25 protein-coding genes are annotated in these 23,388 nt (G+C 64.8%); 14 read left to right on the top strand and 11 right to left on the bottom strand.

All coding sequences use genetic code 11. From position 1 onward, the window contains the following. Positions 1-30: 30 nt before the first annotated feature. From ACIOVG_RS06145 to ACIOVG_RS06155, 3 genes are all read left to right on the top strand, one after another. On the top strand, positions 31-753 hold the full coding sequence (locus ACIOVG_RS06145) for a ribonuclease H (protein WP_400870274.1): 723 nt from the start codon (positions 31-33) through the stop codon (positions 751-753). Between the two features lie 20 nt (positions 754-773). Further along, positions 774-1,163 (top strand): MauE/DoxX family redox-associated membrane protein, encoded by a 390-nt coding sequence (locus ACIOVG_RS06150; RefSeq protein ID WP_400870277.1) that lies wholly within the window; start codon positions 774-776, stop codon positions 1,161-1,163. A gap of 75 nt (positions 1,164-1,238) precedes the next feature. Then, positions 1,239-1,955, top strand: a complete 717-nt coding sequence (locus tag ACIOVG_RS06155) for a Pr6Pr family membrane protein (protein ID WP_400870280.1) — start codon at positions 1,239-1,241, stop codon at positions 1,953-1,955. Here ACIOVG_RS06155 and ACIOVG_RS06160 read toward each other — a convergent pair. The 3 genes from ACIOVG_RS06160 to ACIOVG_RS06170 form a co-directional block, all read right to left on the bottom strand. Continuing rightward, on the bottom strand, positions 1,952-3,310 hold the full coding sequence (locus ACIOVG_RS06160; RefSeq protein ID WP_400870282.1) for an FAD-dependent oxidoreductase: 1,359 nt from the start codon (positions 3,308-3,310) through the stop codon (positions 1,952-1,954). The two genes, ACIOVG_RS06155 and ACIOVG_RS06160, sit on opposite strands and share 4 nt — an antisense overlap. Before the next feature lie 264 nt (positions 3,311-3,574). Beyond that, positions 3,575-4,552 carry an SRPBCC domain-containing protein gene (locus tag ACIOVG_RS06165; RefSeq protein WP_400870284.1) on the bottom strand — a complete coding sequence of 326 codons (978 nt, stop codon included), beginning with the start codon at positions 4,550-4,552 and terminating at the stop codon, positions 3,575-3,577. A 1-nt stretch (position 4,553) separates the two neighbouring features. Further along, positions 4,554-4,964, bottom strand: coding sequence for an ArsR/SmtB family transcription factor (locus ACIOVG_RS06170; RefSeq protein ID WP_400870287.1), 411 nt, complete (start codon positions 4,962-4,964; stop codon positions 4,554-4,556). Positions 4,965-5,202: 238 nt separating this feature from the next. Between ACIOVG_RS06170 and ACIOVG_RS06175 the strand changes: the two genes are divergently transcribed. Continuing rightward, a complete protein-coding gene (locus ACIOVG_RS06175; protein WP_400870290.1) occupies positions 5,203-6,018 on the top strand; it encodes a TnsA-like heteromeric transposase endonuclease subunit in 816 nt (271 codons plus the stop codon). 441 nt (positions 6,019-6,459) lie between these two features. Here the strand turns inward: ACIOVG_RS06175 and ACIOVG_RS06180 are convergent, their stop codons facing one another. Further along, positions 6,460-7,179, bottom strand: a complete 720-nt coding sequence (locus ACIOVG_RS06180) for a hypothetical protein (protein ID WP_400870293.1) — start codon at positions 7,177-7,179, stop codon at positions 6,460-6,462. A gap of 348 nt (positions 7,180-7,527) precedes the next feature. Here ACIOVG_RS06180 and ACIOVG_RS06185 point away from each other — a divergent pair, with 348 nt between their 5' ends. From ACIOVG_RS06185 to ACIOVG_RS06195, 3 genes are all read left to right on the top strand, one after another. Next, positions 7,528-8,511: a DUF4365 domain-containing protein gene (locus ACIOVG_RS06185; protein ID WP_400870296.1), complete on the top strand. Its 984-nt coding sequence runs from the start codon at positions 7,528-7,530 to the stop codon at positions 8,509-8,511. Between the two features lie 152 nt (positions 8,512-8,663). After that, the gene (locus ACIOVG_RS06190; RefSeq protein WP_400870299.1) at positions 8,664-9,551 is read left to right on the top strand and encodes a hypothetical protein; all 888 of its coding nucleotides are present in this window, start codon (positions 8,664-8,666) and stop codon (positions 9,549-9,551) included. Between the two features lie 518 nt (positions 9,552-10,069). Next, entirely contained in the window at positions 10,070-10,840 is a 771-nt protein-coding gene (locus tag ACIOVG_RS06195) for a DUF4145 domain-containing protein (protein WP_400870301.1), read from the top strand. Positions 10,841-11,109: 269 nt separating this feature from the next. Here the strand turns inward: ACIOVG_RS06195 and ACIOVG_RS06200 are convergent, their stop codons facing one another. The 3 genes from ACIOVG_RS06200 to ACIOVG_RS06210 form a co-directional block, all read right to left on the bottom strand. Next, complete coding sequence (locus tag ACIOVG_RS06200; protein WP_400870304.1) at positions 11,110-11,832, bottom strand: hypothetical protein; 723 nt, start codon at positions 11,830-11,832, stop codon at positions 11,110-11,112. Between the two features lie 74 nt (positions 11,833-11,906). Then, positions 11,907-12,701 carry a TIGR02391 family protein gene (locus ACIOVG_RS06205; RefSeq protein ID WP_400870307.1) on the bottom strand — a complete coding sequence of 265 codons (795 nt, stop codon included), beginning with the start codon at positions 12,699-12,701 and terminating at the stop codon, positions 11,907-11,909. A gap of 32 nt (positions 12,702-12,733) precedes the next feature. Further along, a complete protein-coding gene (locus tag ACIOVG_RS06210) occupies positions 12,734-13,738 on the bottom strand; it encodes a hypothetical protein (protein ID WP_400870309.1) in 1,005 nt (334 codons plus the stop codon). Positions 13,739-13,889: 151 nt separating this feature from the next. Between ACIOVG_RS06210 and ACIOVG_RS06215 the strand changes: the two genes are divergently transcribed. From ACIOVG_RS06215 to ACIOVG_RS06235, 5 genes are all read left to right on the top strand, one after another. Then, positions 13,890-14,345: a hypothetical protein gene (locus ACIOVG_RS06215; protein WP_400870312.1), complete on the top strand. Its 456-nt coding sequence runs from the start codon at positions 13,890-13,892 to the stop codon at positions 14,343-14,345. A gap of 34 nt (positions 14,346-14,379) precedes the next feature. Then, positions 14,380-14,994 (top strand): hypothetical protein, encoded by a 615-nt coding sequence (locus ACIOVG_RS06220; RefSeq protein WP_400870315.1) that lies wholly within the window; start codon positions 14,380-14,382, stop codon positions 14,992-14,994. A 2-nt stretch (positions 14,995-14,996) separates the two neighbouring features. Next, positions 14,997-16,001 carry a hypothetical protein gene (locus ACIOVG_RS06225; RefSeq protein WP_400870318.1) on the top strand — a complete coding sequence of 335 codons (1,005 nt, stop codon included), beginning with the start codon at positions 14,997-14,999 and terminating at the stop codon, positions 15,999-16,001. A gap of 1,926 nt (positions 16,002-17,927) precedes the next feature. Continuing rightward, positions 17,928-18,680, top strand: a complete 753-nt coding sequence (locus tag ACIOVG_RS06230; protein WP_400870321.1) for an SDR family NAD(P)-dependent oxidoreductase — start codon at positions 17,928-17,930, stop codon at positions 18,678-18,680. A 462-nt stretch (positions 18,681-19,142) separates the two neighbouring features. Next, positions 19,143-19,661: a MarR family winged helix-turn-helix transcriptional regulator gene (locus tag ACIOVG_RS06235; RefSeq protein WP_400870324.1), complete on the top strand. Its 519-nt coding sequence runs from the start codon at positions 19,143-19,145 to the stop codon at positions 19,659-19,661. A 30-nt stretch (positions 19,662-19,691) separates the two neighbouring features. Here ACIOVG_RS06235 and ACIOVG_RS06240 read toward each other — a convergent pair whose 3' ends face one another. Beyond that, a complete protein-coding gene (locus ACIOVG_RS06240; protein WP_400870327.1) occupies positions 19,692-20,021 on the bottom strand; it encodes a hypothetical protein in 330 nt (109 codons plus the stop codon). 121 nt (positions 20,022-20,142) lie between these two features. Further along, the gene (locus ACIOVG_RS06245) at positions 20,143-20,589 is read right to left on the bottom strand and encodes a MarR family winged helix-turn-helix transcriptional regulator (RefSeq protein WP_400870330.1); all 447 of its coding nucleotides are present in this window, start codon (positions 20,587-20,589) and stop codon (positions 20,143-20,145) included. A 184-nt stretch (positions 20,590-20,773) separates the two neighbouring features. On the opposite strand from ACIOVG_RS06245, the gene ACIOVG_RS06250 reads away from it, so the two are divergent. Both ACIOVG_RS06250 and ACIOVG_RS06255 read left to right on the top strand, forming a co-directional pair. Beyond that, positions 20,774-21,013 (top strand): hypothetical protein, encoded by a 240-nt coding sequence (locus ACIOVG_RS06250; protein WP_400870333.1) that lies wholly within the window; start codon positions 20,774-20,776, stop codon positions 21,011-21,013. Next, positions 21,013-21,570 (top strand): MarR family winged helix-turn-helix transcriptional regulator, encoded by a 558-nt coding sequence (locus ACIOVG_RS06255; protein ID WP_400870336.1) that lies wholly within the window; start codon positions 21,013-21,015, stop codon positions 21,568-21,570. The genes ACIOVG_RS06250 and ACIOVG_RS06255 overlap by 1 nt, the downstream gene beginning before the upstream one ends. Positions 21,571-21,588: 18 nt before the next feature. On the opposite strand, the gene ACIOVG_RS06260 is transcribed toward ACIOVG_RS06255, so the two are convergent. After that, on the bottom strand, positions 21,589-23,106 hold the full coding sequence (locus ACIOVG_RS06260) for an MFS transporter (RefSeq protein ID WP_400870339.1): 1,518 nt from the start codon (positions 23,104-23,106) through the stop codon (positions 21,589-21,591). 97 nt (positions 23,107-23,203) lie between these two features. Further along, entirely contained in the window at positions 23,204-23,374 is a 171-nt protein-coding gene (locus tag ACIOVG_RS06265; protein ID WP_400870342.1) for a CsbD family protein, read from the bottom strand. Positions 23,375-23,388 lie beyond the last annotated feature (14 nt).

Genomic DNA, 23,388 nt, shown 5'->3' on the forward strand with positions numbered 1-23,388 from the left:
CACGTCACCGCCCGCGGCTACGGTGGAGGGATGACGATCACCGCCGCCGCAGACGGCTCCGCCCTGGGCAACCCCGGCCCCAACGGCTGGGCCTGGTACATCGACGACGACAACTGGGGTGCCGGCGGATCGCCGCACGGCACCAACAACCAGGGTGAGCTCCAGGCGGTGCTCGAACTGCTCAAGGCGACGGCCGGCTCCGACGAGAAGCTGCACATCTGGTGCGACAGCCGTTACGTGATCGACTCCGTGACCAAGTGGATGCCGGGCTGGAAGCGCCGTGGCTGGCGCAAGTCCGACGGTGGCCCCGTGCTCAACCGCGACCTGCTCGAGGGCATCGACGAGGCGATGCGGGGTCGGAACGTCGAGTTCTCGTGGGTCAAGGGTCACGCGGGCGATGACCTGAACGAGGCAGCCGACGAGCGCGCCAACGCCGCAGCCAAGGCCTACCAGCAGAAGCAGGAGCCGCAGCGCGGACCCGGGTTCACCCGGGGAGGCGGCGCAACCGCGTCCGCCCCGGCACGGGAGAGCACGAAGGCGCCGGAGCCCCTTGCCCCGGCCGCATCCACCCCTCCGGCATCCGCCTCGCCGCTGTGGGCCGAAGCATCCGATCTGCTCGACGGGCTCGACGCCCCCGCGGCCGAACCGATCACGCTGCAGCTCGCGCTCACGGGTGAGGAGCATGCGCGCCTGCGTGACCGCGCCGAGGCACAGGGCGTGTCGATCGAGCAGGCGCTGCGCCGCCTGATCTGACCCGCGCGTACACTCGCACCATGTCTTCCGTCGCTCGCACGATCGGCCGCGTCTTCCTGGGGTCCTCCCTCGTCTTCGCCGGCGTCTCGCACCTCACGTTCGCCAGGGACGAGTTCCAGGCTCAGGTGCCGGAATCGCTGCCGCTCGACCCCGATGTCACGGTCGTGGCATCCGGAGCCGTCGAGATCGCCCTGGGGTCGGCGTTGCTGCTCGCCCGCCGTCGCCGGCGGTTCACAGGCGTCGTCGCGGCACTGTTCTTCCTCGCCGTATTCCCCGGCAACATCGCCCAGTGGATGCACCACCGCGACGGCTTCGGACTCGACACCGACATGAAGCGCTTCGTGCGGCTGTTCTTCCAGCCCGTGCTGATCGGCCTCGCGCTCTGGTCGACGCGCAGCTCCCGCCGGTGACGCGCGGCGCATGACAGAGCCACCCATCCCGCATCCGTAGACTCGATTGATGGAATGGGCGGAGGCGACGCAGCGGTGACGGCGCGTACCGTCTTCGGCCTGCTGCGGCTGAGCGCGGCCGCCCTGTGCCTCGTCGCTCTGATCCACCGGCTCGCCTGGGGCCTGGCCTCGTACACGATCGCCAGCCAGAACTTCTTCGCGTACCTGACGAACCAGTCGAACATCGCCTTCGTGGTGCTGCTGGCCATCGGCGGGGTCATCGCGCTGCAGCGCGACCGCGATCCCCGCTGGCTCACGGTCGCGCTCGCGATGGTGCTGACGTGGACGATCACGGCCGGGCTCGTGTTCGCGCTGCTGGTCTGGCAGGCGGGCATCCGCGGCATCCGCATCGACGTGCCGTGGTCCGACCAGGTGCTCCACTTCTGGCTGCCGGCGTGCACCGCGATCGCCTGGGCGCTCTCGCCGGGGCACCGCTCCGTGCCGTGGCGCGTGATCCCGGCGACGCTCGTCTACCCGCTGGTGTGGGGCGCGTTCACGATGATCCGGGGGCCGCTGATCGGCTGGTATCCGTACTACTTCCTCGATCCGCGACAGGTGAGCGGACCAGCCGAGTTCCTCACCTCATCCGGCATCGCGCTCGCGACCTTCGCCGTGGTCGCGACGGTGCTCGTGCTCATCAGCCGGATGCCGGTGCCGAAGCGGCTGCGGCTCCCTGAGCCCGCGTCGACGCCGGACGAGGATCCTCCTTCAGCGCAGCAGCGTGTGCTGGCCGAAGCGACCGCGCGACGCTAGGCGTAGACCGTGAGCGAGGCCAGCGCGGCCTCGAGCGCGGCATCGTCGTCGAGGGCGGCGAAGTCTTCAGCCGCCTGCCCTCCGACGATCCCGACGAGCACGTTCTCCCCCGTCGCCGGACGCAGATTCACCCAGGTGCGGATCATCGCGTCGCCGCCGACCGTGTGCCAGAGCGCGGCATCCGACTCTCCGAACCGCTCATCGAAGCGGAGCCAGATCGTCTCGATCGCGCCCATCCCGAGCGCCGTGATCGCCCCGCGGTTGCCGAAGGGGAGCGGAGGATCGAACTCGATCCCCTGCTGCTGCAGCACGCCCAACGGCACCGTCACGACCACCCGGTCGAACGACGACGCCTCCCCCGTGCCGAGGCGCACGCTCACACCGCTGTCGTCGTAGGCGAGCCCGGCGACCGGCGAGGAGAGCCCCACGCGCAGACCGTCGAGCGCCTGCTCGATGAACGGGGCGAGGGTGTCGCGCGCCGCCATCTGATCACCCTCGACGAGCACGGGCGGGAACCAGCTCGACAGCTGATCCGCATCCGCACCGGCGTGGGTGGCGAGGAAGGCGAGCAGTGCCGCGGTCGCCGGATCAGCGGGATCGCCGCCCGCCTCGGTCAGCGCATCCGCGACGGCGGAGTCCTCGGGCGCGGCCTGTGCGGCATCGATCGCGGCCTGCAGCGGCTCGGTGCTGACCGGGTCGACCTCACCCTCGGGTGACAGCCACTGCGCGCCGGCGAGGTCGACCACGCCGATGTCGCGCGCGCTCAGCCGGTCGATCAGGTCGTCGTCGTCGGCCGCGAACAGCCAGGCGCCGAGCTGCACCGGCATCGGCCAGGAGTCGTCGGAGCGGGAGTAGACGCGACCGCCGACGCGGTCGCGTGCCTCGAAGACCGTGACCTCCATACCCGCGTCCACCAGCCCCGCAGCGGCGGTGGCACCGGCGAGACCGGCGCCGATCACGGCGATCCGCTCTCCGCGCTGCGCCTGGTCGCGGATCTCGTCGACCACGCGCTCACCCGAGCTGATCGCGCCGCGCATGGTGCCGGGTGCGTCTTCGTCTGTGGCCTCACCGGCGAAGAAGAGGCGGTCGTCGACCGATGCCGCCAGTGCCGCACGGGCACCGGCGAGCGCGCCGACCGGGGTGAAGCTCACGGCACCGCGCGCGAAGGGATCGGTGGTCCAGGAGCTGCGCACGCTGCCGGCCGGAACCGGGACGTCGCCGTTCGGCTGCGGTTCGCGCGTGCGGGTGGGCGTGGGCGTGGGTGCGGGCTTCGGCTCCGGGGTGCACGAGGCGAGCAGCACCGACATCGCGCCGGCGCCGGCTCCCAGAAGCAGAGTGCGGCGCGTGATCCTCATCGTCCCGCCACCTTATCCCGGCTGGGCGGCGAACGAGGAGCGCGGCGTCGCGACCGGGCGGCCGGCGACCGGTCCACAACTCAGGACGATGACGGCAGGATCGCCCGAAAACCACCCCCGACGCCCGATTCCGGACCGTTCATCCTGAGTTGTGGACGAGCTACCGTTCACAACTCCTCAAGAACCGGCGCCGCACCTTCTCTGCACCGCAGAAACCGGCCGATCCACCACAGGATCGGCCGGTTTCTGAGGAGTTGTGAACGGTCAGACTGCGAGCAGACCGGTCTCGAGCCGTGCGTACGAGGCCTCCATGCCGTCGGCCATGCCGGTGGCGAGGATCATGTCGCGCGTCTCCTTGTCGGGGTACTCGATGAGCACCGTGATGAGGGTCGCGCCGTCCTCCTCGTAGAGGCTCATGTCGTTGAGCGTCTCGGTCGGCTGGCCCTGCATCCGCTCGGTGGTCACGGCACGGCGGGGCTCGTCGAAGATCAGCACCTCACCCTCGAAGCCGAAGGGCTCGCCCTCGGTGTCGCCGACCGGTGCCCAGGAGTTGCGATACGTCTCCCCCGGCACCGTGGCGATCACGCACTCGGTCATCTCCCACCCGTCGGGTCCGAGCATCCACTGCTTGACCAGGTCCGGCTCATTGAACGCGCGCCACACCAGGTCGCGCGAACCCTCGACGAGGCGTGTGATGCGCACGTGGGTGTCGTCGAGAAGCTCGACCGTGGTCCCCTTGCCCTGCGCGTAGTCGCGGAGGTCCTGCAGCACGGCGTCGAGCTGTCCCATCGCCAGCTTCGTGCCCTCGATCGCGCCCATCTGCACGACCTGTTCCAGCGCCTCGACCGATTCGAAGTAGCTGGTGGTGACCATGCGGGTGCCCTCGGCGGACGGCTCGAAGGTGAAGACCATCCGCATCGAGGGCAGGTCGGGATCGGGCGTGCCCTCGTCGTCGGCGAACGCATCGAGCACCTCGAAGCTGTGCGGGGCGTCGATGCGCAGGAACTCCCACGTGCCCGAGGCCTTCTCGCCGCGGGGACCGTTCATCGTGTAGTTGGCCTTGCCGCCGACCGTGTGATCCCAGGCGGTGAAGGTCGCCGGCCATCCGGGAGGGCCCCAGAAGCGCTCCAGCTGGCGCGGGTCGCTGTATGCGGCCCAGACCCGCTCGATCGGCGCCGCGAGATCGGCGACGACCGTCATGGTCAGGTTCTCGGCATCGGTCGTGACGTCGGTGACAGGCATGTCAGTCTCCTTCTTCGGTTCGTGCGTTGTCGGTGTTGTCGGTGGCTGCAGGGTGGGTCCCTGAGCCTGTCGAAGGGGCGGGCTCGGCCAGCAGGTCGTCGAGTCGGGCGATGCGCGACCGCCACAGCTCTTCGTAGCGGGCGAGGAGCGCCCTGGCCCGGGCGATCATCTCGGGGTTCGCGCGGACCAGCCGCTCGCGTCCCTCGGCGCGCTTGACGATGAGGTTCGCGGCCTCGAGCACGGCGACGTGCTTCTGCACCGCGGCGAACGACATCTCGTATTCGGAGGCGAGGGTTGAGACGGACTGCTCCCGCTCGATCGTCCGGCGCAGGATGTCGCGCCGGGTCGACGTGGCCAGTGCGTGGAACACACGGTCGACCTCCGCTTCGCTGAGTTCTCTTTGTGCAACCATTTGGTTGTACGTTATGCCCGCCGCGATCACGGTGTCAAGAGTTTCTGTCGATTACACGTTCGCGTGACACAAACACTCTTTGGCTGACACTCCCGCGTACATCCCTGACACGAAGTGTCACGACATGCCGCGTCCTTGACGTCTCGGACAGCTACCTGAGAGGAGTATCTCCTGCAAGCGAAGCAACGAGGCTCTCGCAACTTGACCGGGGGTCGATGACGACCCTCAAGGGCGCTGGATGAGGCCTGTAGTAGAGGCGTGGCGTATCTCTCCGCGACCGAGGACAACGCACACCGAATTGCACTGGGTCCGGGGGTCGAGCAAAAGCGACGTTCGGACGCGCGGACACGAATGGGGAGTCGCAGACCGAACCCTCGGGGAGTTGAACTGGGTAGAGGTTGATCCCGCCCGCGTGCGAAGCTCGGTGGGTGTTCGTCACCGGTTCACGCCAGCGATGTACTACTGGCAGCGCACCAGGTCTCATGTCTGGTGCGAGTCACAGGAAGAGCGCCGGGAACTCCTCTGGCTCGACTATGGCGGACAGGTAGAGCGGCTTTGGTCTCAGCCTTTCGCCATCAGTTGGGGCCGCCGTTCTCGATTGGCGGGTCTCTCGCATTTTCCAGACTTCCTGGGACAGTTCATCGATGGAACCTATGGGCTCTTCGATGTGCGGCCTAAAGCACGGATCGACGAACGAGCCAAACTGCAGTTCGCCGAGACCGCCGCAATGTGCGAATTGATGGGGCTGCGGTACCAGGTGCTGTCAGGTCACGACGGTCGAGCAACCGGCAACTTGGAGTGTCTTTCCGCCTCCCGCCATGACCGATGCCGTCCAAGTCCTGGGGTGGAGTCAGGGATCCTCGAGGCAGCAGCTGCTGGGCAGTCACGGCGAGCGCTCTGCGATCTGGTCTCGCCGGGCTGTCCGCCACTCGCCTGCGAGTGGGTCGACAACATGGCTTGGCGCCGCCTGCTCGACGTCGACCTGGGCGCGGTATTCAGCAGCGACACCGTCTACACGACCTCCGCTTCGGCTTTGACGAGTATGGCGCACTGATGACCAACGAATACAAGCTGCGCCTCGGGGACACCGTTGAGATCGAGGGCGAGTCGTGGGTCTGGGAAGGTGTGCGCCGCGGATCCGAAGCACGACTGCGCCGTGAGGACACGCAAGACGACTGGTTGAGCCTTTCAATGCCGGAGCTCCTTGCATACGCAGGGAAGGCAAGACGCCCCTCGGACGCACCGCTGAAACCGAGTGGAGGAAACTGACCCATCGACGTCCTGGACCTTGAAAAGCACTTGTTGGAGGTTTTCGCGGGTATCCCGATGGACGACACGGCTCAGTCACCACGCCCGGGCTACGACCCCGCTCATACAACTCAAGATCAACGGATTATGAGGAAGATCGATGACCTGGCAGGAACGTCGCTGGGCCGGTCTCGGAAGACATTTTTCAGGCACTGGAAGGCATACAAGGCTGGCGGCATTGCGGCTCTCAACGAGGTACTTCACCAGCATCCAGCAGGCCCTTCGCGAGATCCTTCGGGGAGTACGCCGACCAGGACGCACGGAAGGCGGCGTCCTTCAGCGCGAGGAGGATCCCGGACACCACCAGCGGCTTCTCCGCCTCGGACAGTCCGGCGTAGTCGCGCATGTAGTTGTGCAGCTCACGGCTGAAGGTGAGCAGCTCGTGTTCCGTGCGTGCACGCACGGCCGGATCATAGGTGAGATGTCTGCGGTACTCGTCAACGGGAACGAGCAGACCGAGGGTGCCATGCGGAGTCGTCAGGGGCACGGATTCCAAAGCACCACGAAGGCGACGGAACGTAGAGACGCGAAGGTCATCGGCCCTTGTGCCGGAGACAGCCACCGCGATGACGTCGAACGCCGTGGAAAGGTGCTCGGCGTAGCGGAGGACCCCGTCGACGGCGTAGTGGGCGGGATTGTCGCCACTGGCGCTCACATGCTTGGCAGGGTCCGCCTTGCACTCGATGACCAGGACCAGACGGGGCGAATCCTCGAAAGTCACGATGAACTCCGGCTTGCCGGCACCGTTTCCCGACTTGCTGGCCGCGGCGAGAGCGCGGCGGATCAGCGGGTTCGTGCTGGTCTGCTCTTCGACCGTCTGACCGACGCTCGGGTGGTCCTTGAGGTGCTGCCGGACGATCTCCTCGGTAGACCTCTCGTTCACCACGTGCGATTCACTCTCCTTCATGCCAGCCGCCACATGAACGGGCGACGTGCTCCGCCAAGAATAGACCGGGGGAAGGACATAGACCTGTCGGGCGCTCCGGGCGGAAGAACTGGAGGGATGCAGTTGCGTCATGACTCAGCCATGCGCGGTGCCCCCGGCGTGCACGTGACATGCCTTCGCTCCTCTAGTCGCATTCCGGGGCGTCGTGTGGTCGCTTGCCTTCTTCCGAAGAGACGCGCGGGAATGAAATAGATTGAACATGGCTCTGGTCTCGGTTCGTCGTGCTCGGTGCCCTCGCCATCTCCTACGGGAATGGACCCCGGAGATGGCCGACTTCGTCCGGTCTCCACCTCTCACGGAAGGAAGCTGATGGCATCCAAGACTCCGCGGCCGAAGTATCAGTCAGACAACCAGGTCAAAGGCCGATGGGGCGAGCTGATTGCCGCCTTCGCCTTTCCTGAGCATTGGGTCGTGCGCCCTCTTCCCCACGACTTCGGCATCGACCTACAGGTGGAAGTGTTCATGCCTGTGGAGGATGAGGATGAGCGTGTCGCGCGCTATCGAGCGACCGGAGGTCATCTTGCCTGTCAGGTGAAGACTACGGAGGCAGTGACCGTCACTGCCGGCTCCGTGCGCTTCAAGCTGGACACCTCCGATCTGCGTCTTGCAGAGTCGATGGGGTCGGGTGCCCCGTTGCTCCTAATGCTGGTGGACCGGTCGACCCGCCTAGTCCACTACCTCTGCTTGACCGACTACATCTCCGTTGTCCTCAACAAGACGACACCATTGTGGCGGGCTCAGCTCACGCACCAGGTCGTGATCCCGCTGACCAACCGGCTTGACCTTGACGCCCCGGAGAGCCTCCCCGCCCACTGGTCCTACCTGCAGAACCTCGCTTTCCGGGCCAAGCTGTACAGCGTCTCTGCGTCGTTCGTGTACGTGGGACGCGAGCTCGAGTATGCACTCGATGGTCTCCAGGCGTCCACGTCGCTGGGCCATTCCCGGTTCGTGTCCGATTTCACTCGGGCAGTAGCGGTCTACCAAGAGGCATTGGACGCGTGCGATGCGGCTATCGCGCAAGAGTTGACGGCAGCGGACTCCCCGTATGCGGGGCTGTTCGCCTCCGCCATTCGCTGGCGGGATAGCGCACGTCTCGATCTCCGACAGGCCCACGCACTGTTCGCAGCCATCGACCCCGAGGGGCTCAGTCTTGCGGAGCTGGAAGAGCAGCAGCATGCTGTTGCCCAGCAGATCTGGTTCGGGGCTACGAGCTTCAGCATGGTCACGGCGATTCCACGGACGTACGAGCAGGTCCTCCGTTCCACACGGGTCGCACCGGGGGCCCTGTGCTGACCATCGCGTGCGACGAGTCCGGGTCCGAAGGGGAGACCCTGGTCGCCAGTCAACATCCGGTATTCGTGCACGCCAGCGTGAGCCTTCCCCAGCAGGAAGCCACGGAGCTGCGGGATTGGATGCGAGTCGCCACCGGCACGCAAGCGTCCGAGATGAAATCGAAGACCCTCCTTCGTTCAGGCAACCGCAACGTCCTCCTCGACGCTGTTAGTCAACTCGCCGGCGCCGCGAACATCGCACTGGTCGACAAGTCCTACTTCCTGACCAGCAAGATCGTCGAGACGCTCATCGCACCGCACGCAAAGCAGTGGGGTCACGACATCGGTGGGACCGGGCTTGGTCGGACGCTCGCCGAGCATCTGGATCGTCGAGCCGCCCAGGCTGTCGGTGTCGAACGTTGGAACGCCGTGCTCAGCAGTTACAACGCTCTCGTTCGGTCCTATCGTCGACACGGTTCACAGCCACCCACCGTCGACCAGTTCTTCGCCGCCCTCGCGGACGCTCTCGTGAATTGTGACGAGGAGGACACGCGGGAGGTCCTGACGATGGTCTGGGAGTCACGCGAGTTCGCCTACGAATACGAGGGGAGGAGCGAGGTGGAACTTCGCGAGCTCGACCCATTGATGCCGACGATGAGCGCCGTCGCCCGGAACTGGGCGATGCGCACCGACGGCGCCCCCTTCGAGTTCCTCGCCGACACATACAGCGGCCTGACCCCCACCGTGAGGGAGTGGCTCGTCGAGTCCTCCCGCCTGCCGCTCGTCGTTGCCGGAAACGTCCTTCCCACCGCCGACCTTCGCGGCATCACGCTCGCCGATTCCACGAGTGATGCGCGCATCCAGCTTGCAGACATCCTGGCCGGCGTCGGACGCGAGGTGGCACGACTGGCGATGGACGGAGTGTTCGACGACGAGCTGCAGGTCGCTGTTCACGAGATGCTCGACAACAACGTGATGGCCTCGGACGATTCGCCTTTGGATCTCCTGCAGGGGTGCCGTCCATTGCGTTATCGAGACGATTGGGTCGACGCCAACTGGTGATGGATGCCGGTCCTGGTGACAAGTGTGCGCTAGGCGTGGGCGGCCCGCCGCTGTTCCGTGCGGACGCCGCCTTCATGCCCGTTCGTCGCGCGCAGCTCACCCGGATGACAAGGTCTTCCTTCGCGACCCAGCGCTTCTCCGCTCGGACTCGTGAAAACCACCTTCAAGAGATCCCGAACCTACCCCGCTTTCTCCCGCACGATCTGCGAGCGAGGCTGAGCTCGCTGGCTCCCCGCAAGCCAGACAGAGCGAGGCTTGTGGCCTTCGGACCGAGGCGGCGGAAAGGCGTCACGGCAATACCGGATCCCACGAATCCGCTCTCACCACCTGCAATGTCTTAGACGGCGCCGACTACCTCGACCCCGCGCTCCGCAAGCTCTACGACCGCACCGACCACGAGCTACTCGAGAACGCCACGAGGGTCACCGCCCGTAAGGGCCGCGCACGTCGCACCGCGATCCGGTAGCGTCTCACCCTCGCCGCGGTTCAGCGAGTTAATTGTGCCTTAGGGTCAGATCGTGCTGCACCGCCACGCTCTGCTCCCCCTTGCCGACTGGTTCCTCGATGACCATTGGCCCAGCATCTCCTGCCCCATCTGCCAACGAAGCACTGTCCAACGCGTCGGCAAGACGGTCACTGTCCCATCGACACAGACCGCCTATCAAGCTGTCGTCAACGACGGCTATCTTGACCCCGATATTCTCCATGGAACGTTCAGCTCAATGCTGCGCTGTTCCGACCCGACTTGCACAGCCCAGCTCACCATCGCCGGCGACTGGTTCGTCAGCGACGAATCGAACGAACTCGACGGACCCAAGTGGGGAGAAAACCTCCGCGTGAGATACATCTCGCCTGCGCTGCACACCGTCGCTCCAATCCCAGGTACACCGGATCCCGTGACCGCTGCGATTGGCGCCGCGAACGAGCTGATCTGGATCAACCCCAGCGCCGCGGCCAACCAGCTTCGCCAGGCTGTCGAGATCCTCCTCACTCACCTCAAAGTCCGAAAGATGCAACCGGCAAACAACAAACGGCGCCTGACAACCCACGCCAGGATCGACGCGCTGCGCCCAACTTATCCCGACGTGGCCGACGCCCTCGAAGCAGTCAAGTGGATCGGCAACAACGGCTCCCACGAATCCGCAGTGACCATAAACTACGTGCTTGAGGGCGCTCGATACCTCGAGCTTGCGCTACGCCGCCTCTACGACCGCACCGACGAGCAACTGCTCAAGAGTGCAGTTAAGGTCAACGCCCGCAAGGGACGGCCCGCCCGCTCCCAAAAGTAGGGATCTGTTGCGCTCGCGGCGTTGCGGACATGATCTCGGCGTGGCTGAGAATCATCAAGCGCTCGACACCCGGCAGCGCCTGAATACGTGATGGCCGCGGCGCGCGGCGTGCTCGAGGTCGAGTACGCCAGAATCCAGATGAGCGCAGTCGGCAAGGGGTTAGTCGGGTGGGTAAGCGCTCCGCATGCCAAGATCCTGAAGTCACGGTCACGGTCACGGTCACGGTCACGGATCAGGCTGCCCACTCACCACATCTCACATTGCGTGCACTACGGCCTTGGCTTCCGAATGATTCCTACGGCGGCCTCCATCACCCAAAGGACAGCGGCACCAGCGCCCCCCACGAGCGCGCCAGCAGCAAAGAGCCCTACACTCGCGCTCGCTTGTGCGGTCTCCAGAACACCAGAGAGGCGATACTCACTTGGCGGTAGTGCCGATCCCAGCGTTGATGTCCATGAAAGTTGACCATCTGCCGGGATCTGCGGCATCGAATGCGAGACCCGCAGATCCGTTGGTACATCGCGCAAGGAAACGGTGATCTCTGCTTCAGGAGGAAGTGGAAGCGCCGTCGAAGCATTGATTGACTCGGGGAGGAACGGTGCCACGACGCCAGGAAATGCGTACAAGACGCGTGAACCCTCGGTCGACGCGAATGCCGTGTCAGTCGAGCCGCGAAGCGCGACCTGGCTCGTGATACCGGTGATCTCGAGGTAGTCGCATTCAGCACGCTCGCCAACAACTGAGTCGAATATGTTCGAACCAGTTACGGGCGTCGGGGAAGGTTGGCGGCCCTGATTGGCCTCGGTGAGGGTCAGGCCCTCGCGCAAGTCTCCGCAGAAGAGAAATCCGATAGTGGGCTTGAAACTCGAGGTGAGGAGATTCTGCGCTGGGCTGGGATACACCGAAACTACAATGCTGAACGAGCCTGGCTCGTCGCTTGAGGCGCTGAAGTCGGCGTCGACCCGGACAATGGATTCAGGCAGAGTACCCACCGAAACGATGCCGATCCGACCCGTGGGACTAATGGCCGGTGAGGCCTGCGGAGTCGAAGTGAGCAGCAACCCAGTCAGAGAAGCGGCTCGCGCGACGCGCGGTCCAGACGCCGGTGAACGTAGGAGAACAAGGCGAACGCGTCGTAGAAGTCTGACATCGCCTCGCTCGCGTCGACGCGATTCGAGTGCGCGCGCGGATTACGGAAGTGACCATGGATCCCCATGAGTAGGTTGTTGAAACCTCGATGTTCGCTGATGTCGGAGTCCGACTCATATGCATTGATGTACAGCACGGGCATGTCCTTGTTCGCCCCGAACACCCCGTTGTAAAGCGCCCCTCCATCGCCGGCGAGACCGGTGATCTTGCGAACCCTTGCGGGGATGCTCTTGGAAGCTTCGGTGAGGGCATGGAAGAGGGAGCGGTTGATGAACTCCTCGTCGCAGTAGCGGAATAGCTCGTCGTGGGTACCGCGTCGGCGAAGCTCCACCTGCAGAGTGCCCGCCAGCCGTGCACCTTCATCGAGCGAGGAGGCTTGCTTCTTCCGGGTTAGCTGACCGCGCTCGTTGATCCCGTATCCGTGGTGAATGAGGAACTCGTTGAGTTCGTCCCGCAGCTGAATGAAGCGCTGGGGTTCGCGCGCGTAACGCCCTGGCGACATAGCGTTCTTGATGAACGCCGCGACACAATTACCCAGCTGCTGCGTGGCCTGCTTGTTATTCAGAGCGATGAACAGACCATCGCGCTTGTTGTACCCGTCCGGCCGACTGTCGATTCTGACCATCTGCAGCAGCATGCCGATCTCACGATTGGTGAGCCCGGGGTAATCGGTCTGGGCGAGGATCTCGGAGATTCCGATGATGAACTCCATCGAGAAGACAGGAAGCTTCTGAGGTGACGTGGTCACCAGGTCGCCCCCTTCACCGTCACTCCGTACATGCGCCGCGCGAAGTCGATAGCCCAGGGCGCCGTGTACCAGCCTTTCTCACGCAGGTGTTCAGACCAGTCTGGCTCACCGAGACGGCTCACAGCGACGACGTAGTAGAGGTTATCTTCGGGGACTACATTCTCCTCGGTGAAGTACCAGCCGTTGCTCCGCTCAATGATCCGCCGGAGAGTGTGCCGGTACCCACGAAGCCCCTGCGACCGCAACCTGGTGACCTCGGCCAGCATCTCCAAGAGACGCTCAACCGACTCGGTCGGTAGGTTCAGGCCTGTGCCAAGGTCACGACCGGCGTCGCGGACGGCTTCAACCAGCAACTGGAAGAAATCCTCCGGAGCCCGGCCTGGCTCCCACACAGTAACGGAGAGGACGGTGCCGTCGTCCTCTTCAAGGTTTACGGACAGTTCGCCCCGTTCGGGATCGTCGAGGACGTAACGATAGTGGAGATCGGTCTGCCAGACGGGAGAGCGTACGCCGGCGGCGGTGATGAGTTCATCTCGTGTCGCCGTGCGTAGCGTCTCCAAGAGACTCTGGCGGCTGAGGTTCTCTAGTGGGCTGCGGTACCTATCGATCTCGGATTGCAACTCCTCCTTTTGCCGGTCAGTGAGACGTTGCTGGATCTGCTCTAGAGACTGAACCGCCTGTTGCGCTTGCACCTGCGCGGCTGCGGCCACGTCTTTCGCGACGCTGGCTGCGGACTGAGCACTGAGAGCAGCGCCTTCCGCTGCGCCCGCCCGCTCTTCGGTGCGTTCAAGTTTGGTTCGAAGCTGCCCAAGAAGTAGCTCCCCCGGAATAAGAAGGAGGATCACCACAGCTGCGTTGGCAAAGATGTTGCTCCACCACGGTTCCGTAGCCCGAAGCCCCCAGCTCGCTCCACCGAGTCCGAGTCCTACGACGAGGCTGATTCCGATGACGGCGGCGGACCGCACTCCTCGGCGTGGCTTCTTGTTCCCCTGGTTAGGCATGGTTCATCGTATTGCTGGTCCAGGCGTGTCGGCGGCACCCGTCGTTCGCCACAATCAAGCGCCCACTTTCGCGGGAGGTACGGCGATTACGTTGCTCCGTGTCGGTGGCCTGCCGCATAATGCGGGTATGGGGGTTTTTCAGCTAGTCTCCGTGACCCCGAAAACGGGCAGTCGCGACGTCAGAGCGCTCCCTAGCGACGACGTAAGAGAGCCGGAGAGTTTTGAGGCGCCCGGTCAACGTCCGGTGTACTGGGGTTCTGCAGACCTCATCGACCTGGCCGTGAGCCTTCGAGGGCAGAATTACATCCCCACCGAGGTTGCGGTTGCAGATGCACGTTTCGAACGTGTTGACCCAGACGACGTGCGAACGCAGCTCGATGAACTCCTTCGTGCGATCCGCGATGGTGATCGAGACGCCTCGCAAAGCATCCTTGCCGAGGACCTCCACGGGCTGGTCATCGAAGCACTGACTTTGCAGGGCAAACATAGCCACCGCGGGACCGTCATGCGCTTGTTGCAGGACGGTCGCGTCGATGTAGTCAGCACGGCACCAGCACCCGAGAATCATCCGGACGAAGATGTGAGGCGCGCGGTCCTTGCTTCGTGAGCCCGGCCAGCTTAAGGCGCGATCACTCCAGGCTGTGGAGTTCAGTGCGCAGCTGCTGACGTTCTGGGTGGCGTTCTCACTGACCAAGCTCATTCCGGGGTCAGACGAATGGGGACCTGCGGGCGACATCGTCACCGGCCTGATTGCCATCGTTGTCGGTGCCACTCTCCCCGCCCTGATCTTCGCCGCGCCGACCTTGACGGTGCAGTGGATGGTTGACGAGAACGAGCGCGTGAGTGGTGTCCATCAGGTGGATCTGCGGAAACGCAACCACCAGGAGTTCTTCTTCCGCGTGCAGTTGTTCGGTCATTTCGATTCGCTTGCAGGGTGGCTCATCCTCCGAAACTTCAAGAAACGTCAGGCGTTTGTAAGAGTGGAGTTCACGCCCACGGATTCTGCCCGCATCAAGCGTCAATCCGTTACGGGCGGCGCAAGTCTGGTGTCTAATGAGATCATCGCGCTCCCGACCACGACCCTTGCGCAGGATGATCAGCACTCAATGTTCTATGGGTCGATCAAGACCGTGTCGGCGGGTCCAACTCTAGACGTGACAACATCCGCTAGCTTGGGCTCGAACCATCGGTGGCTCACTCGAACGTTCTTCGTCAACGTGCACTCGGATGTGAGCGGGATAAAGGTGCTGGAGTAGATATGGGCATTGTGACGAGCGGCCAGATCGCTGTGAAGCCGGTGCGTGTTGCGACGAGCGCCACGTTGGAGCAGATCGCTAAAGCGGCTGCGAGGCGACTGTATCCGCAGCAGACGGATCGCCCGTCAACGGGATGGGGAAGCATCTTTGACGATGAAGGCCCCTTGAATCTTCCGGTGTCCATGGGCATCCGCACCAATGGTGCCGAGGTGGAGACTGATCTGCCGACGGAGCCGTCCAGGCGGCTGCGCCTCAGGTACTACTGGGCGGTGTCCGACGCCCGCGCTCAGCGAATGGTCGGCGACGCGCACCGGTGGTCCCAGGTGAACATGCTGAACGCCGCCGATCTGATTTTCTACGAGGAGCGCGAAGGCAGTTATACGGTTCTCATCACAATGCGCACGCCGTCTCCTTTCAACACCGTCGTCGCTGCCCTGAAGTCGCTGTTGTTGACGATAGATGACCGCCCATTGCTGGTGTCGGACACTATCCCCGAAGCTCTCAGCGAGGACTTCTTCCTCTGGCTCATCGACACCGTGGAAGGCGATGTGAGCGACGAGGATGCCGAGGAGGAGGACGACGATGATGGAATCCGCATCGTCGCGATCAACGAGATCTCCTCGAAGGACCGCCAGTTCCGCTCCGCTCGCTTCAAGGACTCCGCCAACGCTGAACGGATCGAGCTCGCAGCCCTCATCGGGAAGGGCATCTCCGGCTTCGGTCCGGCGAAGGTAACGCTCACTTCAGAGCAACACGCGGCGACGTTCATCGTCGAGTTTCATCTCGATGGTGGGTTCCAGCCGCTACGTACCTCCGAGTACGACGATGCTGATTACGGCCCCGTCGATTTCGGGCTGGCATTGGTCGACGACATCTGGACGAGCATCCTTCCTACCCTTCGGGACCGGTACGACAACGATGACGCGTGGGGGGAGAGCCGTCGCGCGGCCCTGCGGGAGTCCGCCATCGACACGATCTGCGAGCAGCTCGGGCTCGTGCGCGCCTAGCCAGCTCAGCAATCTTCTCGAGTGAGCCGCCCCGGATGTCCGGGCTCGGATGGACTCCGAGCGGTCATAGAAGACAGATCGCTGAACGCCGCCGGCACCACTCGGACGAAGGTTCGTCCGCCGCGCCCTCAGCGATACCTGCTTTACGTCGTCGGAGTCGTCGACCCAACACATGACGCTATGGGATGACCAACGTCCGCCTTCAGGGATCGTTCGACAGCGAGTGCCTCGCCGCGCTATTGCACGGCGAGGCGCTCTGATGCCAACGCTCAGGCTGCCTTCGCCCACAGGTCGAGGTACGCATCAAGGTACGCCGAGACAGCCGCCTGACTCGCACGCGCCCCACCGGACTCAGGTAGCACTATCCATCCTCGGCGCGCATCGATGACAGCGACACGCTCCCCGGGATAGGCCCCGCTGAGCAACTCGGACAGAACGGACCCAGCGCTGACCGTAAGCTCTTCCTTCGCGGTGTAAACGTGGACGTACATCTCTGACCCGTCACTGAGCGACAGTACGAGTTGCGGATAAACGGACACAAGATGGTCACCGTCGGCGTTGTCGTAGTATCTCCGAGTCCGGGCGGTACGACCGTCGATGGCGCCCAGCCGCTGCAACGCTGGCACCAGACCGTCAGCTACCTCCGCGAAGGACGGACGCTGCTGAGGCGTTGCGGCGGTGAGAGCACGCTCGATCTCGTCGCTGTCGAATCCGGATCGTATGTGTCTCCGGATCGCTGCGAACAGGGTCGTGTAGAAATAGGCAAACTGTCGCTGATCGGAGGCTGAATCGACCTGTCGATGGTGCTTCCGAACGCAGGCGGGCTGACGTGCGGACCGCAACATCACAAACTCAGCGAGATGTGTGGCGGAGGGGACGTGTCGTGCCGGAGACGCGCTATTGCCGTCATCCATAGTGCGGACCTGCTTCCTGCCCGGTCGGGCATCAAGTGCAGGAGAGCACCCGATGACGACGTTCGTCGCAGCTGTGAACTGAACACAAGGAGGGCCGGCGAAACACTAGCCCTCCTCGTGATCAGCCCTTACCGAGGGTCGAACCGGCCTTCGACTTGGCAGCCTTGGAAGACGAGCCAGTCGCGAGAACGCGACCGGCCTTGCTCAGCTGCCCCTTCGAAGGCTTTCCGGACGACCGCGACGATGACTTCGCCATCACGTGCTCCTTCCTGCGGAGGTGGAAGGCAGATCACGCGGCCACGGGTGCGGTCGCGAAACGCTCGACGAGCGTTTAGAGTCGAGTAGTCCGTCCAAGACAACGCAGCCCCGACCTGCCGGTATGAGAGCCCCTCTCTGATCGCCAGATCGGGGCTCTGTTTATCTCCATTCATTCTACTTTCGGCATCCGACACCGGCCGGAGATTCATGCACGTCCGCGGGCGGCGGACGCACCTCGACCGCTCGCGGGCACCGTGCGCCGAGGCGGCCGCTTCCGAACGGGTCTTGGAACTCCTCTAGCCGGATACGCGTGTCGATGCTGACGCCGAGCTCACGGCTGAGGGCGAACTTCAGTTCTAGTACTTGGCTGACGAAGTCAGAGTTACCCCCTCAACCCTTGGAACGGCAGTGTCTGCGCTCGCACGCGTAGCATGCATCGCACCCAGCGGCCCTTCTCGACACTGGTTGTTGCCTACGCTGACGCGAGAGACTCTCGCTCTGCGGAATGAGAGAGATCAACGGTGCGACGAGGTCGTCAACGCGCCTGCCGGCGTTCCGGAAAAGTGTCACCGCAAAGAGCGGCCGATTCGCCACATACTGCGCTTCTTGAGCGACATTCAGTGTCGCTTCGTCGGATTCCCGAGAGTTTCATTCACGCGCATCCATCACCCTGCTCCGGGCGTAGGGTGGAAGGAAGGACGGACCGTCCGAGAAGATCTCCCGGCACCGTGGCCGCCCGGAAGTGGAGTCACTCGTGGCTCAGTACGACGTCTCAGACCGCTCGGCGATCGTGACGGGAGCAGGCAGCGGAATCGGACGCTCGACCGCGCTCCTGCTGGCGAAGAACGGCGCAGCCGTGGTCGTGAACGATCTGAACGCGGAGCATGCGAACGCGGTCGTCGAGGAGATCCGCGCGGTCGGCGGCACGGCCGAGGCATCTGTCGGCGACGCCACCGACGCCGCCTGGATCGCCTCCTCCGTCGAACTCGCGAACGCCCTCGCCCCGCTGCGCATCGGCGTCAACAACGCCGGCATCGGCGGAGCATCCGCCCCGACCGCGGACTACGCGGACGACGCCTGGGACAAGGTCATCGCGATCAACCTCAACGCGGTGTTCCGCAACATGAAGGCGCAGATCCCGTCGATCCTCGCGAACGGCGGCGGATCCGTCGTGAACATCGCGTCGATCCTCGGCAGCGTCGGCTTCGCGAACTCCCCCGCCTACGTCACGGCGAAGCACGGTGTCGTCGGCATGACCAAGTCGGCGGCGCTGGAGTACTCGGCGCAGGGCGTACGCGTGAACTCGGTCGGGCCCGGCTTCATCGACACTCCGCTGCTCGCCAACATGGGCGACGAAGCGAAGGAATTCCTGGTGGGCAAGCACCCGATCGGACGCCTGGGACAGGCCGATGAGGTCGCGAACCTGATCGCCTTCCTCGCCAGCGATGCGGCGAGCTTCATCACCGGCAGCTACCACCTGGTCGACGGCGGCTACACCGCCCAGTGACACCGGGAACCCGGTTGCGACGCCCCAGCCTCGCAACCGGGCTCCTTCATTCGGGTGAGACGCAGATCGTCGGACGTCCCTTGCTCATCCGACGGCCTGCGGGTACCCCGCGCGATACGGGACGCGAACACGCAGCACGCTGCAGCCGTCGCCTTCCCACGGGCGCGACTCGAACGCGTCCTGTACTGCGCCGCGACGAGCGCCTTCCCGCACGCCGCAACCCGTGGACGGCGTGCGGGAACAGGCGCCTGTCGTCTTCCGGGTGTCTGATGGTCTGTCCTCGCGTGATATATCGCGTAAATCTAGTATCTAGATTATCTAGTCGGAATGCGGTTGTCGATTTCCCTTCATGCCTGAAGAGGTCTGACGCGCACGCCACCAAGTGCGACAATGGAGGCTCGCCGGGGGGCATGAGGGCATACACCGAATCGGGGCCAGCGGCATGCGCAATCGAGATGTACTGTGACGACGCAGCACCCGGACGAGTTCTCCCCCTCCGGATACTGGTACCCCGACGGCGGGTCCGACCCGACCGTGTCCCTGCTGGATCAGCTGCGCCGATATCGCGCGGCCGAAACCGCGATGCGCGCACGGACCCGCGTGACCATGATGATGAACGAGAACGACCTGCTCGCGTTGCGCTTCCTGCTGCGGGAGCAGCGCGCGGGAAGATCCGTGCGACCGATCGATCTGTCGCGCGTGCTCGACATCTCCACTGCATCGACGACCACGCTGATCGATCGCCTCGAGGCCGGGGGACACGCACACCGCGAACCGCACCCGACCGACCGGCGGGCGGGGATCGTCGTTCCGACATCCCACGGCGACGACGAAGTACGGGCGACGTTGGGGGCGATGCATCAGAGGATGCTGGCCTACGTCGACGCACTCTCCGATCACGACAGGGCGATCATCGTGCGGTTTCTCGCCGGGATGAGCGCCGCGGTGGAATCCGACGCTCCGACCGAGCCTGCCGCCTGACGGCGAGGACCAGGTCAGCTGGTCTTTCGATCAGGCACTCATGGCGTGCGCGAAGGAAGCCCCGGCGAGCGAACGCGCGAAGCTCTCGTCCGTCAGGTCGAGCCCGCCGGAAGAGCTCGCCCCCTCCATCATCGCGACCAGAAGCGGACGCACCAAGGGCACATCGTCGGCGAGGGAGAACCGCAGCGGAATCGAGGCATGGATCCACAGCGTCTCCTGCGTCTCGCCGGCCACGGGGACCGTGAGTGCGAAGGATTCACTGCGGCGAAGCTTGGTCACCACGACAGCGCGCACATGCGCGAGTATCTCATCGTCGATCGTGAACGACGTCGGTGCGCCGGCATAGTTCAGGTACCCCATGAGATCTCCCTCGTCGTTGTATCGCGAGATTTATATTACTAGTTTAACTAGCTAAATGAGAAGCGAGAGAAATTCTTCCTCCACCGCGAGCACGAGATCTCGCCGCAGAGAAGTCCCGGCGTCACTCGGGGATGTCCGCGATCTCCTCGCTGAGACGACGGAGGAATCGCGCGACGGCGTCAGCCTGGTCGGGAGTGAACTCGCTGGCGAGAGCCTCCACGCGTCTCGACAGCTCGTCGACCGGGCTGTGCAGATCGCGCAGCGACGGCCGCAGCACTTTGGAACGGGCGTCGTCGGGATGCCGGGCGACCACCACCTGGCCACGAGCGCGCAGGCGGCGGATCACACTGGTGACCGCGGCCGTGCTGACGCCGAGATGCGCGGCGAGATCACCGGGCGTGACCGGCGCGTCGACCGGCGCGTCGGAGATGAACCGCATCGCCTCGCGGTCGGTATCGTTCGGGGCCCGCATAGCCGCCAGTCGACGCGTGAGCTGCGCTTCCGCGCGGCGAAGCTCCTCGACGCGGCGCACCAGTTCGGAGGTCGATACGTGCACGCTGGTGGACATCTCGCTCCTCACTCCCGCCCATCTCGCGGGATCGCGCCTCCCGCGCGGCGCATCTCGGGCCGCGCATCCGATGTATCGATCCATGTTACTCGACCCTCAGGCAACACGAGCGGCTAGCAAAATCCCGCACCAGAGCACGCACCCACGGATGCGAAGATGGAGTATGCCGTTGGGAAAGGACGCCATGGCTGATCGACTCACTCCCGAGAACGCGGGATACCTGATGTACGACGACGTACTCGACCGCTTGCAGCAGCGTTACCCCGCCGTACCCCGCTGGCGAGTGGAGCAGATCATCGTCGCCGAGAACGAGGCGATCACGGGCGGATTGCTCACCATCGTCCCGGCAGAGGTAGAGGCCGGCGCGGAGGAGATGCTGGCGCGTGACTGCGCTCCGGCACAGAAGGATGGCGAGGTCGCCTGATGGACAGCTCAGAGGAATTCACCCGGTCGGGCTATTGGTATCCCGAGAGCGCGACGGCCAGCACTGTCGACGTTCTCAACATGCTTCGCCGTTACCGCGGTGCCGAGACCGCCATGCGCGCCCGCACTCGCGTCACCATGGGCATGAACGAGACCGACCTGATCGCGCTGCGTTTCCTGCTGCGCGAGCAGGGGGCGGGACGGATCGTGCGCCCCGTCGACATCGCCCGCGCGCTCGACATCTCGACCGCATCGACCACGACGCTCATCGACCGCCTCGAGAAGGGCGGCCACGCGCGCCGCGAGCCGCATCCCACCGACCGCCGGGCGGGCGTCGTGGTGCCGACGGTGAGCAGTGACGACGAGGTGCGGGCGACCCTGGGGGCGATGCACCGACGGATGCTGTCACTCGTCGACGAGCTCTCCGCGGAGGAACGCGCCGTGGTGACGCGGTTCCTCGCCGGCATGACCTCGGCCATCGAGGAGGCATCCGACCTCGATCAGGAGCTGCGCGACGTCATCCGCACGCACGAGGAATCAGAGTCATCTGACGGCTGACCTCCTCGCACGGCAGCCTCAGGGTGTCTCGGTGCGCTCCGGAAACAGATCGTCGAGGTCGAGATCGGGGTTCTCCTCCTGCGTCTCGACGAGCTCGATGGCCTCTTCCTCGGTCTGCACGCTCGGCATCGCGCCGGGCAACGGGCGGCGGGCCGATTCCTTGAGCACCGCGACGGCGATCACACCGGCGATCGAGGTGGCGATCACGTAGAACGCGGGCGCCAACGCCGATCCGGTCAACTGCACCAGCGCTTCCATGACGAAGGGCGCAGTGCCGGCGAACAGCGCCACGGCGAGGTTGTACGAGATCCCCATGCCGCCGTACCGGGACGACGTCGGGAACAGCGCCGGAAGCGAGGACGCGAGGTTCGCCACGTAGAACGTGACGGGGAACGCGAGCAGCACCAGTCCCAGCAGCGTGGACCAGATCTCTCCGTGCATCATGAAGAGGAATGCGGGGACCGCGAGCACGATCGCCGAGATCGATCCGATGAACAGGACGCGGCGGCGACCGATGCGGTCGGAGAGTGCACCCGTCAGCGGGATGCACAGCGCCATCGCGACGAGCACCGGCAACGTGAGGAGCGTCCCGTGCACCTCGTCGTAGCCGAGCGTTCCGGTCAGATACGTCGGCATGTACGAGGTGAGCGCGTACCCCACGGTGTTGGCCGCGGCGACGAGCACGAACGCGGTAAGCAGCTCGCGCCAGTAGGCACGCACCAGGGCGACCACGCCCTTGGGGGCGTCGGCGGCGGCCTGCGCGTCGTCCGCGGCGGCCTGCGCCGACGCCTGCGCATCCTGGAAGGCCGGGGTGTCTTCGATCTTCAGTCGGAAGTAGATCGCGATCAGGCCCAGCGGCAGGGCGACCAGGAACGGGATCCGCCAGGCGAAGCCCTCCATTGCCTCGGCCGACACGGTGAGCTGGAGGATCGAGACGAAGGCCGCACCGACGGCGAAGCCCATGTAGGAGCCGAGGTCGAGGAGCGACGCGTAGAACCCGCGACGCCGGTCGGGGGCGTACTCGGTGATGAACGTTGTCGCGCCCGCGTACTCGCCGCCGGTGGAGAATCCCTGAGCGAGCTTGAGCACGATCAACAGGATCGGCGCCCAGACGCCGATGACGGAGAAGTCGGGAAGGACTCCGATCAGGAACGTGGCCGCCGCCATCATGATCAGCGTGAACGCGAGCACGCGTTGGCGGCCGAGCCGGTCACCGAGCTGGCCGAGCACGATCCCGCCGACCGGACGCGCGATGAACGTGACGGCGAAGACGCCGAGCGAGAACAGCGACTGCGCTGCGCCGGAGGCATCCGGAAGGAAGACGCGCCCGATTATCACGGCCAGGTAGCCGTAGATGCCGATGTCGTACCACTCCATGAGGTTGCCGACCACGGTGCCGGCGACCGCACGGCGCAGCATGGGTCGGTCGACGACCGTGATGTCGTCGACGGTCAGCCGGCGTGGCTCCCGCATCGACGGCACGATGTTCGCGAGGAGGCGACGCCAGAGCGGGGGCCGGTTCATGGATGCAGACATGGGGTTCTTTCCTTCTTCGGTACGCGTGTCTTCAGCCGTGAAGGCAGACGTCGGGGAGGCGGTGCATCACCGCCTCCCCGACATCATCTGATTCTCGTCAGCTGAGAGCGTCCTTGACGTTCTCGCCGGCCTTCTTGACGTCGGCCTTGGCCTGATCTGCCTTGCCCTCAGCCTCGAGCTTCTCGTTTCCGGTCACCTTGCCGGCAGCCTCCTTCGCCTTGCCGGCGATGTCCTCTGCGGCGTGCTTGATCTTGTCGTCGAGTCCCATGAGGGGCTCCCTTC

Source organism: Microbacterium sp. NPDC087591 (genome assembly GCF_044743625.1).
Classification (GTDB): domain Bacteria; phylum Actinomycetota; class Actinomycetes; order Actinomycetales; family Microbacteriaceae; genus Microbacterium.